The organism is Giesbergeria giesbergeri, from assembly GCF_054779375.1.
Genome location: NZ_BAAGYJ010000001.1, coordinates 326,561 through 339,214, shown reverse-complemented (window position 1 = coordinate 339,214; position 12,654 = coordinate 326,561). Strand labels below are relative to the sequence as shown.

At 60.8% G+C, this 12,654-nt stretch carries 10 protein-coding genes; 6 read left to right on the top strand and 4 right to left on the bottom strand.

The window, feature by feature from the left end; genetic code table 11:
* Positions 1-6 precede the first annotated feature (6 nt).
* Together yaaA and ACYVB2_RS01545 are read right to left on the bottom strand one after the other, a co-directional pair.
* Complete coding sequence (gene yaaA / locus ACYVB2_RS01550) at positions 7-783, bottom strand: peroxide stress protein YaaA (protein ID WP_382429703.1); 777 nt, start codon at positions 781-783, stop codon at positions 7-9.
* Between the two features lie 134 nt (positions 784-917).
* On the bottom strand, positions 918-3,941 hold the full coding sequence (locus ACYVB2_RS01545) for an Rne/Rng family ribonuclease (protein WP_382429705.1): 3,024 nt from the start codon (positions 3,939-3,941) through the stop codon (positions 918-920).
* 582 nt (positions 3,942-4,523) lie between these two features.
* On the opposite strand from ACYVB2_RS01545, the gene ACYVB2_RS01540 reads away from it, so the two are divergent.
* From ACYVB2_RS01540 to ACYVB2_RS01525, 4 genes are all read left to right on the top strand, one after another.
* Positions 4,524-5,564 carry an RluA family pseudouridine synthase gene (locus ACYVB2_RS01540; RefSeq protein ID WP_382429707.1) on the top strand — a complete coding sequence of 347 codons (1,041 nt, stop codon included), beginning with the start codon at positions 4,524-4,526 and terminating at the stop codon, positions 5,562-5,564.
* On the top strand, positions 5,561-6,229 hold the full coding sequence (locus ACYVB2_RS01535) for an HAD-IA family hydrolase (protein ID WP_382429709.1): 669 nt from the start codon (positions 5,561-5,563) through the stop codon (positions 6,227-6,229). The genes ACYVB2_RS01540 and ACYVB2_RS01535 overlap by 4 nt, the downstream gene beginning before the upstream one ends.
* Before the next feature lie 73 nt (positions 6,230-6,302).
* Positions 6,303-7,352, top strand: coding sequence for a S49 family peptidase (locus ACYVB2_RS01530; protein WP_382429711.1), 1,050 nt, complete (start codon positions 6,303-6,305; stop codon positions 7,350-7,352).
* 23 nt (positions 7,353-7,375) lie between these two features.
* Positions 7,376-7,969 (top strand): LemA family protein, encoded by a 594-nt coding sequence (locus ACYVB2_RS01525; protein ID WP_382429713.1) that lies wholly within the window; start codon positions 7,376-7,378, stop codon positions 7,967-7,969.
* A gap of 6 nt (positions 7,970-7,975) precedes the next feature.
* Here ACYVB2_RS01525 and hmpA read toward each other — a convergent pair whose 3' ends face one another.
* Positions 7,976-9,154 (bottom strand): NO-inducible flavohemoprotein, encoded by a 1,179-nt coding sequence (hmpA, locus tag ACYVB2_RS01520; RefSeq protein ID WP_382429715.1) that lies wholly within the window; start codon positions 9,152-9,154, stop codon positions 7,976-7,978.
* Positions 9,155-9,317: 163 nt separating this feature from the next.
* Between hmpA and norR the strand changes: the two genes are divergently transcribed.
* Together norR and ACYVB2_RS01510 are read left to right on the top strand one after the other, a co-directional pair.
* A complete protein-coding gene (gene norR / locus ACYVB2_RS01515; RefSeq protein ID WP_382429717.1) occupies positions 9,318-10,907 on the top strand; it encodes a nitric oxide reductase transcriptional regulator NorR in 1,590 nt (529 codons plus the stop codon).
* Positions 10,904-11,986, top strand: a complete 1,083-nt coding sequence (locus ACYVB2_RS01510) for a M48 family metalloprotease (RefSeq protein WP_382429719.1) — start codon at positions 10,904-10,906, stop codon at positions 11,984-11,986. The genes norR and ACYVB2_RS01510 overlap by 4 nt, the downstream gene beginning before the upstream one ends.
* 9 nt (positions 11,987-11,995) lie before the next feature.
* Here the strand turns inward: ACYVB2_RS01510 and ACYVB2_RS01505 are convergent, their stop codons facing one another.
* On the bottom strand, positions 11,996-12,634 hold the full coding sequence (locus ACYVB2_RS01505) for a Smr/MutS family protein (protein ID WP_382429795.1): 639 nt from the start codon (positions 12,632-12,634) through the stop codon (positions 11,996-11,998).
* Between the last annotated feature and the right edge of the window lie 20 nt (positions 12,635-12,654).

Sequence of the window (12,654 nt, the reverse complement as noted above, 5' to 3'; positions counted from 1 at the left end):
ATTGTCTTACATTAAGCGCCGCCGGAATACCAGCCGGTTGCATTCCGAGGCGTGTGGGTCAAAGGCATAGCCTTCTTCCTGAAAGCCTAGCAGCTGTTCTGGCTGTGTCGCGCGTTGCAAGATGGCGTGGCGAGCCATCAGGCCACGGGCGCGTTTGGCGTGGAAGCTAACGATCTTGTAGCTGCCTCCTTTCCATTCTTCAAATACACATTCCACAATGCGGGAGCGCAGGACGCTGGTATCAACGGCTTTGAAATACTCTTGAGATGCCAGATGGAGCACTACGGGAGTGGGGTCGTGGGCAAGCTCTTGCTGCAGATGGGCAGCAATTTTCGTGCCCCAGAATTGGTACAAGGTATTGCCCACTGGGGTTGCCAGCCGGGTGCCCATCTCTAGTCGATAGGCCTGCATCCAGTCCAGCGGGCGTAGCACGCCGTACAGACCACTGAGAATGCGCAGATGTTGCTGTGCCCATTCCAGATCGCTCTGTGCCAAGGTGCGGGCATTGAGTCCGTCATACACATCACCATTGAAGGCCAGGATTGCCGGGCGTGCATTGTGGGGGGGGAACTCTGGCGACCAAGCCGCATAACGGGCCACGTTGAGAGCGGCCAAGGCATCACTGATTTTCATCAGGGCGGCCAAGTCTTGGGGTGCCTTGGTACGCAGCAGCTCAATCAACTCGGTGGTTTCGGGCAGGAATGGGGGCAGGCTGTGGGGCCAATCCGCAGCCACGGGGGTGTCGTAGTCCAAAGACTTGGCAGGAGACAGCAGGATCAACATGGTGCTAAGAAAGAGAGACTGAACAGAAAAAAGCGCCGGTCTGTGTGGCACAGATCGGCGCTGGGGAGCGTTCTGGTCTGAAGGTCAGCAGCAGGGGGCGTTGTGCTGACCTTGCAGGCCTAGGGCGGGCTTCTTCAGGGCTGGATGGCCTGCTCGAATGGCAGCACCAACTCGCGCAGATCGCGGCGGGTTTCTACCAGCACCAGTGGGCCTTCGTCCAGCAAGACGGGGGCTGGGCGGTGGCGGGGCACATGCACCGGGCGGGGTTCGGCGGCAATCGCTGCCTGTGCCCGTGCTACCTTTTCTGGGTCAGACTGTACCCATTGCAGGCCGGCACGCTCGGCCAACGCTTGCATTTCAGCGACGGGCAACACAAACGGTTGCACTGGCTGCAAGGGGCTGGCGCTGGTCTCGACATCGGCGGTGTGGGCCGATGCTTCAACTGCTGGCTCTACCACGGGGGCAGCTGGTGCAGGTGCTGTAGGCTCTGCCACAGGAAGGGGTGGCTCCGAGGCGTTAACCGCTGCCACAGGCGTGAGCACTTCGGGTGCCAGTGCTGGGGTGGCTGGTGCTGGGTCAGCAGCGGCTACCACTGTAGCCACTGCTGGCGTTGCCGCAGCAAAGTAGCTGCGGCGCACAGGGGGCTCTGCCCCCTCGGTGGTCACTTCGGCAGGTGCTTCGCTAGCAGGCATGGTGGCCTGTTCAGGGCGCTCACCGCGCTCGCCGCGCTGACGGTCGCGGCCATAGCGGTCACGGGAGCGGCGTTCCCGGCGCTCTTCTGTGGCTGTGGCTGGCGTGGAGGGTTCTGCCCCGTTGTTGACGGTGACCTCAGCCGCCACGTTGGGCGTAGAGACTGGGTTCAGGCCGACATCAACGGCTTCTGCAACGCGTGGGGTGCGCTCACGGCCTTCGTTGCGTGGATTGCGCTCTGCCCGTTCGGCGCGGTCGCGCCGGGGTTGCTCGTTGCGTTCGCCGCGTTCACTGTTGCGGGGCGGGCGTTCGTTACGCGGCTCATGGGCAGGGGCCTCGTTGGGCTGCACCGACAGATTTTGGGTCAGTTCGGTATCGAGCACCTCATCGTTCAAAGGGCGGTTGTCGGCTTCGCGGCGTTCACGGCCCCGGTGGGGGGTGCGGGGTTCGCGGCGCTCGTTGCTGTCAAAGCGGTCGTTGTCTTTGGTGGGACGGGTCGTGGTGTCATGGTGGCGATTGTCCGTGCCGCGCTCATTGCGTTCTGGGCGTTCGTTGCGGCGGGTGCCGTTGCGTTCTGGACGTTCGTTGCGCTCGTAGCGGTCATTGCGCTCGGCACCTCGGCGTGGGCGGTTTTCACTGCCATTGCGTTCGTTGCGTTCGCCACGGCGGGCATCCCGTGCCGTGGGGGCGGGTGCTGGGGCCGGTGCCGCCACGGGGCTGGGGGTACGGCCAAAACCCAATAGCCGTTTGAGCCAAGCAAAGAAACCACGCTCTTGGGCAACAGGTGCGGGTGCTGGGCTGGGGCGGGCAGCGCCACGGTGGGGGCGGCCCTCGCCTTCGGGGCGGGGTGCTGCTTGGGGGGCTGGAGCGTCGGGTAGCACGCCCCGGATCAGCGGGGTTTGCTTGTTGGTCGGCTCTTGTGAGCGGCGGGTAACAGCCGTGGGGTCTTCAAAGTCTTCGGCCAGCTTGTAGCTGGGTTGGATGCCATCTAGGCGAGGATCGTCGTGCTTGAGGCGTTCTAGGCGGTAGTTGGGGGTTTCCAGGGTTTTGTTGGGCACCATCAGCACATTGACGCGCTGTTTGAGTTCGATCTTGGCAATTTCGGTGCGCTTCTCATTGAGCAGGAAACTAGCCACCTCTACCGGCACTTGGCAGTGCACAGCCGCGGTGTTGTCCTTCATCGATTCTTCTTGGATGATGCGCAGGATTTGCAGTGCCGATGATTCGGTATCGCGGATATGCCCAGCGCCGCCACAACGGGGGCAGGGAATCGAGGAGCCTTCGCTCAGGGCCGGTTTGAGACGTTGGCGGCTCATTTCCATCAGGCCAAACTTGCTGATGGTGCCAAATTGCACCCGCGCACGGTCTTGGCGCAGTGCATCGCGCAGGCGGTTTTCTACTTCGCGGCGGTTTTTGGCCTCTTCCATGTCGATGAAGTCGATCACGACCAAGCCACCCAGATCACGCAGACGCATCTGGCGGGCTACTTCATCGGCGGCTTCAAGGTTGGTGCGGGTAGCGGTTTCTTCGATGTCGCCACCCTTGATGGCGCGGGCCGAGTTGACGTCCACCGATACCAGTGCCTCGGTGTGGTCGATGACGATGGCACCGCCCGAGGGCAGTTGCACAGTACGGGCATAGGCCGATTCGATTTGGTGCTCGATTTGGAAGCGCGAGAACAGGGCTGCATCGTCGCGGTAGCGTTTGACGCGGCTGGCGTGCTCAGGCATGACATGGGCCATGAACTGCTGGGCCTGCTCGAAGATATCGTCGGTGTCGATCAGGATGTCACCGATGTCGGTATTGAAGTAGTCGCGGATAGCGCGGATCACCAAGCTCGATTCTTGGTAGATCAGGAAGGCGCCCTTGCCTGCCTTGGCGGCACCGTCAATGGCATTCCACAACTTCAGCAGGTAGTTCAAATCCCATTGCAGCTCGGGGGCCGTGCGGCCAATGCCCGCTGTGCGGGCGATGATGCTCATGCCGTTGGGGTAGTCGAGCTGATCCATCGCTTCTTTGAGCTCGGCACGGTCTTCACCCTCAATGCGGCGGCTCACGCCACCGCCACGCGGGTTGTTGGGCATGAGCACCACATAGCGGCCAGCCAGGCTGATAAACGTGGTCAGGGCCGCGCCCTTGTTGCCGCGCTCTTCTTTTTCGACCTGGATGAGCAGTTCCTGGCCTTCTTTGATGACGTCGTGGATGCGCGCTTGGCTGGGCGAGACGCCAGGGGCAAAGTATTGCTTAGAGATTTCTTTGAACGGCAAAAAGCCGTGGCGGTCTTCACCGTAATCAACAAAGCAGGCCTCGAGGCTGGGCTCTACACGGGTTACTACTGCTTTGTAGATGTTGCCCTTGCGCTGCTCGCGTCCTTCGATCTCGATTTCATAATCCAGCAACTTCTGGCCATCGACAATGGCCAAGCGACGTTCTTCGGGCTGGGTGGCGTTGATCAGCATCCGCTTCATGATGCGTTTCCTTTTTTTGCGTGGGCTGGCAGCCTGGCAGCCTCGATGCTGCACCGCTGCGACCCGTGATTCCAAACAAACAACAGGCTCTGTAGGAGCCAACAATGCCTGGACTGACGCCTTGAAACGAAGGGAATTGCCGGGTATGCCAAAGGCCGTTGGGCTGTGTCAGCTCAACGGGGGAGGCAGGGGCGCATGGATGGGAGCGGGCCTGAGAATCTGTAGCTTTGCCATTGCAGGAATGGCTGCTGGCGCAGGCAGGATAGGCACTGGCAGAGCATTGTTGGCCCATAGCGGCGGCATAAGCCATCGCTCCAGGGTCTGAAACAACATTGCCAGCATCCACATATTCGCTTTGATCCGCTGGCAGTCGCACCCCCGTGGGGTGAACTGCCAGATGGGGTATTCCGTATCTGTATTTCAATTGTGTCAGTCTGCCGTGCATCATGTAGGCCAACGCAGGCAACTGGCCTGCGATTCTTGCGTGCATGACACCCGCTGGCATCGACCGGCCTGCGCGGGGGGAAATGGCCGTGTGGACTAAACTCCAGACGAATCAACCACTTACAAAACACTGCGCAGGTGACACAGATTATAGGCGGCAAAACCCCGCAGCCCCAGCATGGGGCCAACCCTTCCCACCCCATCTCTCGTGCTGTTGGCACACCAGCGGCACGTCAAGTGCTGGTCGATGCAGACTCCAGCGGGCAGCGGCTGGACAACTTTCTCATGCGCCACCTCAAAGGTGTGCCCAAAACCCATGTCTACCGCATCATTCGCAGCGGCGAGGTGCGTATCAACAAGGGCCGTGCCAGCGCCGATACCAGGGTGCAAGAGGGCGACATGGTGCGCCTGCCGCCGGTACGGGTGTCGGAGAAGATGGCCGACAAGGCTGCGCACCCTGCGCCAGCGCGCGAGTTTCCGCTGCTGCACGAAGATGAACACCTGCTGGCGATTGATAAGCCCGCAGGCGTGGCGGTGCATGGCGGCAGTGGCGTGAGCTTTGGCGTGATTGAGCAATTGCGCCAAGCCCGGCCCCAAGCCAAGTTTTTGGAGTTGGTGCATCGCCTAGACCGCGAAACCTCAGGCATCTTGTTGGTCGCCAAAAAGCGCAGCGCGCTCACGCACTTGCAAGACCAATTTCGCGAACGCGAAACCGGCAAAACCTATCTGGCGTTGGTGCAGGGGGTCTGGCCTGCCAAACTCAAGGTTATTGATGCGCCATTGCACAAATACTTGTTGCCCGATGGTGAGCGCCGTGTGCGTGTCACCACCGCAGATGACCCCGATGGCATGCGCTCGATCACGCTGGTGAAGGTGCGGGCCACGGCAGCCGCACGGCCTGCGCAGGGCTTGCCTGCGATGAGTTTGTTAGAGGTGACGATCAAGACCGGGCGCACGCACCAAATTCGCGTTCATCTGGCCTCTCAGGGCCATCCGATTGCGGGCGATGACAAATATGGTGATTTCGAGCTGAACAAGCGCCTGCAAAAAATGGGCCTCAAACGTATGTTCCTGCACGCTTGGCGCTTGCAGTTTACCCATCCAGCCAGCAGTGAGCGTCTGCAATTGCTGGCCGAGTTGCCCCCCGAGTTGCTTTCTTTTGCACCACAGCCATCATGACCCTGACCCGCTCCCGCCGTTTTGACCTGATCGCTTTTGATTGGGATGGCACTTTGTTTGATTCCACCCAGATCATCGTGCGCTGTATTCAGGAGGCTGTGCGCGATGTGGGGGGCGTGGTGCCTAGCCAAGAGGCCGCCGCTTATGTGATTGGCATGGCGCTGATGCCTGCATTGGCCCACGCTGCCCCGGATGTGCCGCCAGAAAAATACCCCGAGTTGAGCAACCGTTACCGCTACCACTATGTGCGGTTACAAGATGAGTTGAGCCTGTTTGAGGGTATCTTGCCGCTGCTGGATGATTTGCGTGCGCGGGGCCATTTGCTCACAGTGGCCACGGGCAAGAGCCGCCGAGGCTTGAACGATGCACTGCAAAGCGCCGCACTGCGCGGGGTGTTTGATGGCTCACGCACCGCTGATGAAACAGCGGGCAAGCCCCATCCCCTGATGTTGCAGGAATTGATGGCCGAATTTGATGTGCCGCCTGAGCGGGTGCTGATGATTGGTGACACCACACACGATTTGCAAATGGCGCTCAATGCAGGCTGTGCCAGTGTGGGGGTAGCCTATGGTGCCCACGACCCCAAGACCTTTGCGCCACTGCGTCCGCTGGAAGTGGCCCATACAGTGCAGGGGCTGCACGACTGGTTGCGCGCGAATGGCTAAAGACGGTATGTACCTTGCTTGTGCCGCTGGCATACTGCATACCACGTTCCGCCGATAGCCTTTTTATTTAGCCATGACTGAACCGCACCCGCCTCACCCATCCGCTCCAGAACCCCATCGGCCTGCTCCAGATCTCTGGGCTCAGCAGCAGGCACCTGATGCGAGTGCCACGCAGGCTCCCAAGACGCCGGGTTGGGAGCGTGATGTGTTGGAAAAACTGGTGCTGGGCACTTTGGCCGAGCAGCGTGCCGCTCGGCGCTGGCGTACGTTAACACGCCTGGGGTGGTTGGCCTTTTTTGCCTTTTTGATTTGGTTGGCCATGTCGCAGGAGATGGCTGCCTCTACGCAAAAGAGCAAACCGCACACCGCAGTGGTCGCCATTAAAGGCGAAATTGCGGCGGGCGTGGACGCCAGTGCCGAAAACATTGTGGCGGCCATGCGCAGTGCTTTGGAAGATGACGGCTCTAAGGCGCTGGTATTGCTGATCAACTCGCCCGGTGGCAGCCCAGTGCAGGCAGGCATGATCAACGATGAAATCATGCGCCTGAAAGCCAAGCACCGCAAACCCATCTATGCGGTCGTGGAGGAGACCTGTGCTTCGGCAGCCTACTATATTGCAGCGGCGGCCGATGACATTTATGTAGACAAGGCCAGCATTGTGGGCAGTATTGGGGTGCTGATGGATGGCTTTGGTTTTACTGGCACGATGGACAAACTGGGAGTGGAGCGCCGCTTGCTCACAGCGGGTGAGAACAAGGGGTTTTTAGATCCGTTTAGCCCACAGTCAGAGCAGCAGCGGGCTTATGCACAGACCATGCTAGACCATATCCACCAGCAGTTTATTGCTGTGGTGCGCGCTGGGCGTGGCGACCGGCTCAAGCCCACCGACGAGACCTTCAGCGGTTTGTTCTGGACGGGCGCACAGGCGATTGACATGGGCTTGGCAGATCGCTTGGGCAGTGTGGACTATGTGGCCCGTGAGGTCGTCAAGGCCGAGGAGTTGATCAATTACACCCGCCACGAGAATGTGGCCGAGCGATTGGCCAAGCGTTTTGGTGTAGCGGTGGGTTTGGGTATGGCACAGGCGCTGCACACGCAGACGGCGGTGCCTCAGTTGCGTTAAACAGCCTTTGCAGGAGCCTCGCCATGGAATGGACGACCTGGATGCAACTGGTGGTTTTGGTGGCGGTAGCGTGGTGGGCTATTGGGGTCTACAACCGGCTGGTCAAACTGCACAACCGCATTGCCAATGCCTTTGGTCAGATTGATGTGCAACTCAAGCGTCGACACGATCTGGTACCCAATTTGGTGGAGGTAGCACGGGGTTATCTGCAACATGAGGCCGCTACGCTCGAGGCCGTTATTCAAGCGCGGGGCCAAGCACAAGGCGCCGCCAAGACGGCACGCAGCCAGCCTACGGATGCGGCGGCCATTGGTGCGCTGGCCGTGGCAGAGGGGGCTTTAGGCGCTAGCTTGGGCCGCCTGATGGTAGTGGCCGAAAACTACCCCGAGCTCAAAGCCGATGCCACCATGGCATCGTTGAGTGAAGAGCTCACCAGCACCGAAAACCGCATCGGCTTTGCCCGCCAAGCCTACAACGATCAGGTGCTGGACTTTAATAATCTGGCCACGCAATTTCCAGCCCTGCTGGTGGCACGGCTGACGGGGTTGCCCCCGGCAGCCATGCTCCAGTCCACCCAGTCTGAGGCGGAGCGCCAAGCGCCGCGCGTGCAGTTCTGAGCCGGGTTAGGCCAGCGCAGCAGCTGGGCCAAAAAACTCGTAGTGGGTTTGGCTTTCTGGCACACCCAAGGCAGCCAAACTGCGTTTGACCAAGGCCATAAATGGTTTGGGGCCAAGGAAGTAAGCATCCACATCACGGTTTTCGGGCAGCCATTGTGCCAATTGCTCGGGGGTCAGGTAGCCCACGGCATCGGCACCATCGGCCTCGGTGGCTTGGTCGTAGCTGTAAAAGCGTTGCAATTGTGGGTGCTGTGCTGCCAAGGCATCCACGGTGTCGCGGAAGGCATGCACCGCACGGTTGCGGGCGCAGTGGATAAAGTGCACGGGCCGTCCGCTGGGCAAGGCCGCTTGCAGCATGGCCAGTGTGGGGGTAATGCCCACACCACCACTGATCAGCACCAAGGGCTTATCGCTGGCTTGTAGTGTGAACGGGCCAGCAGGCGGGAACACTTCGAGCACGCCACCCTCGGGCACTTGGTCATGCAGGTAGTTGGAGGCCACGCCGCCCGCTTCTCGCTTGATGCTGATGCGCAGGCCTTGCCCATCGGCAATGCTCGAAAGCGAATAGTTGCGCCGCTGCTCTTTGCCATCCACCACCAAACGCAGGCCAATATATTGGCCGGGCTGGTAGCGCAGCACAGGGCCACCGTCTTCGGGTTGCAAATAGAACGAGGTGATTTCGGCACTCTCGGCCACTTTGCGTGCCACCCGAAAGCGCCGCACCCCGCGCCAGCCGCCTTCAAGAGCGGCATTGGCGGCATACACCTGTTCTTCGGCACCAATCAACAGGTCGGCCAGTTGCTGGTAAGCGGCTCCCCAAGCGGCCAGCACCTCGTCGGTGGCAATGTCTGCACCCAGCACCTCGCGAATAGCACGCAGCAGGCAGGTGCCCACGATGGGGTACTGCTCGGGCAGCACTTGCAGAGCGACATGTTTGTGGACGATTTGCGCGGGCAGGTTGCCCAGCTTTTCGAGGTGGTCGATATGGCGCGCATACATCAACACGCTGTTGGCTAAGGCGCGGGGCTGGTCGCCGCTGGCTTGGTGCGCTTGGTTGAACAGGGGGCGCACTTCGGGGTACTCATTGAGCATGATGCCGTAGAAGTGCTTGGTCAGGGTTTCGCCGCCGGTTTCGAGCAACGGAACGGTGGCTTTGACAATGGCGCGTTGGGCTTCGGTGAGCATAGAGGTCTCCAGAGGAAAAAATATCAGAAAGGCAAACAGGGCCTGTTGTGCCTACGCAGCATCTGTGCCAACCCAAATTTCTTTTAAAAACAAGGACTTCATAAGAATGTTGTCTTAATGACCGCAAAAATATAAAAGTCATAAAGACTGCAAAATAGTCAATATGACTACATCTACCCTGCTGGCTGCCTTGGTTCCTTTGGTGGCCGATTTGTCCCAAGAATTGCCCGAGCGCGAACGCTATCGCCGTTTGTTGCAAGCGGTGCGGGCGCTGTTTCCGTGCGATGCCGTGGCTTTGTTGCGGCTGGAGGGCGAATGGTTGGTGCCTTTGGCCATGGATGGCCTGAGCAGCGATGCGCTGGGGCGGCGCTTTCGGGTCAGTGCCCACCCCCGCTTGCAGGCACTGTTACAGGCTGGTCTGCCCACCCACTTTCCATTGGGGAGCACCTTGCCCGATCCCTATGATGGCCTGATCGAAGGGGTGAGTGGGCACTTGGAAGTTCACGACTGCATGGGTTGTGCGTTGGCGGTAGAAGGCCAACCGTGGGGTTTGCTGACTTTGGATGCCTTGGTGCCAGGCCAGTTCACGCCTGCCCATTTGGCGGCCTTGCAGGCTTTCAGTGATCTGGCCGCTGCCACGGTGGCGGCAGCCATGCGCATTAACCGGCTGGCAGCTCGGGTGGAGAACGAGCACCTGCGTGCCGAGTCTTACCGTTTGGCTGCCAGCAGTGGTTCTGCACATCAATTGATGGGGCACAGCCCAGCCTTGCAGCAGTTGCTGCAAGAGATTGATCTGGTGGGCCCCAGCGATTTGACGGTGCTGATCAGCGGTGAAACGGGCGTGGGCAAAGAGCTGGTGGCTCGGGCGCTGCACGCCCGTTCTGGTCGGGCAGATCGGCCTTTGGTGAGCGTCAATTGTGCCGCCCTGCCCGATACGCTGGTAGAGAGCGAACTATTTGGTCATGTGCGTGGTGCGTTTACTGGGGCGGTGCAAGAGCGCCAAGGCAAGTTTGAGTTGGCCGATGGCGGCACTTTGTTTTTGGATGAGGTGGGCGAGTTGCCCTTGCCGGTGCAGGCCAAGCTGTTGCGGGTGTTGCAAAGTGGGCAGTTGCAGCGCCTGGGTTCGGACAGGGAGCACCATGTGGATGTGCGGTTGATTGTGGCGACCAACCGCGATTTGGTGGCCGAGGTGCGTGCCGGACGCATGCGCGCCGACATTTACCACCGCCTCAGTGTCTATCCGTTGCCAGTGCCCGCACTGCGCGAGCGCGGGCGCGATGTGCTGATGCTCAGTGGCTTTTTTCTGGAAGAGAACCGTACCCGCTTAGGGCTGGGCAGCCTGCGGCTAGACCGTGAGGCCCAGGCCGCATTGCTGGCCTACGATTGGCCTGGCAATGTGCGTGAGCTGGAGCATTTGATTGGGCGCAGCGTGCTCAAGGCGCTGGGCCGCCACCGGCCCCGCCCACGCATTTTGACGCTCACGGCCACGGATTTGGGCTTGCCGGAGTGGGGGCCGTCCACAGGGTCGGTGCCATCGGCCCATGTCCAAGGGCCGTCGGTGATCTCTGCACCACAGGGGCTGGGTTTGCGTGCCGCTGTAGATGCCTTTGAGCGCCAATGGGTGCAGGATTGTTTGGAGCGGCATGGTTACCATTGGGCCGCAGCAGCGCGTGAGTTGCGCATGGATCGGGCCAATTTGGCTAGATTGGCTAAGCGGCTGGGCCTAGCACAAAACAGGAGCGCCAACGCATGAAGTTCTGGAACCACCAAGAAAATGCCCGCACCGAAACCCGCCGCCTGCTGCTGGCCTTTGCCGTGGCCGTGCTGCTGTTGGTGGCAGGGGTGCATGGTGCCTTGGTGTTGGCGTGGTGGTTGCTGAATGCCTTGTTGCCGGTGCATTGGCCTTACCCGGCAGGATTTATGGCGGTGAATATGGGCATGACGCTGTTTTTTATTCTGGGTGGCTGGTGGCTAGAAACCGCCAACTTGCGTGCAGGTGGCGTCAAGTTGGCGCTGCGGGTGGGCGCACGCGAGGCCCGGCCCGGCAGCTCCTATGCCGAGCAGCGCCTGTGCAATGTGGTGCAAGAGCTGTGCATTGCTGCCCACATGCCAGTGCCGCAGGTGATGGTGCTGGCGCGTACCCCTGCCATCAATGCCTTTGCCGCGGGGTGGGATCAGTCTGATGCGGTGGTGGCCGTCACCCAAGGCGCGTTGGACTACCTCAACCGTGAGGAACTGCAAGGCATGGTGGCCCATGAGCTGTCTCACTTGCATGAGGGGGACACCCGCCTGAAGATGCGCTTGGCGGGTATGGTGTTTGGGCTGGAGCTGGTACACCATTTTGGCGACACCCTGCGTGAGCGTGGCGGGCTGGCCCCCCTGTTTGGCAGTGCCATCATGGCAGTAGGTTGGTTGGGCTGGTTGGTGGGGCAGGCGCTTCAAGCTGCGGTGTCGCGCCAGCGTGAATATTTGGCCGATGCCCGTGCGGTGCAGTGGACGCGCAGCCAGCAAGGCTTGGGCGGTGTGCTGCGCAAGGTGCTGGCACAGCGGCAAGCGGCCCAAGCCAATCGGCATGGTCGTACCGGTTTAGAGCATCCTAGCGTGCAGCCTATGCTGCTGGTCGATGTGGCCGGTGGCGGGGTGTGGGCGCGTTGGTTGGATAGCCATCCACCGTTGCTCGAACGTGTACAGCGCATTTATGGCCGTCCCATGCCACCGCTGCCACTGGTACGTGTCGAGATGCCCCCCGACCCCCAGCCGCCCAAGCCAGTGCTGCAACCTGGCCCCGACTCTCTGGCGGCACAGGTCGATCCGTTTGCGCGCTACCTGTAGCTGGTGGGTCTACGGGCTTTCATTTGCAGAGGCAGTTTGGGCATGCCCTGCTGGCACCAGCAGCACCAACAAAGCGCCAGCCCCCCCCTGCACTGGGCGTGCTTGGACAAAGGCCAGCACTTCTTTTTTTTGTACCAACCAGCCTTGTACCCGGCCTTTGAGCACCGGGCTTTTGCCTGGGGAGCCTAGACCTTTGCCGTGGATGACACGCAGGCAGCGCAAGCCATTGCGGTGTGCTTGGCGTATGAATTCACCCAGCGCCTCGCGGGCCTCGTCGGTGCGCAGGCCATGCAAATCTAGCTGGCGCTGAATGCTCCAATGCCCTGCGCGCAGGCGGCGCGTGATCTCGACACCAATGCCTGGGCGGCGAAAACTGAGCTGGTCATCGGTATCGAGCAGGGTGCTGACATCCAAGTCGTCACTGATCGACTCTTGCAGCACGCGTTCCTCATCTAGCCACAGTTGCAGCGGCAGTGGTTCGGGGGGGGGCTGTTGGAGGTGAACGTGGTTGCGCTGGTGCAGTGGTGTGACTGGCCCCACAGCCCGGCTGAACCACTGGCGTTCGGCCTCTTGGCGGGCAGCGGCTTCGCGGCGCTTTTGTGCCTCGGCTTGCGTTTGGGCTTGGGCCTCGCGCCATTGCTGTGCCACTTGGCCCAGTTCGTGCAGGC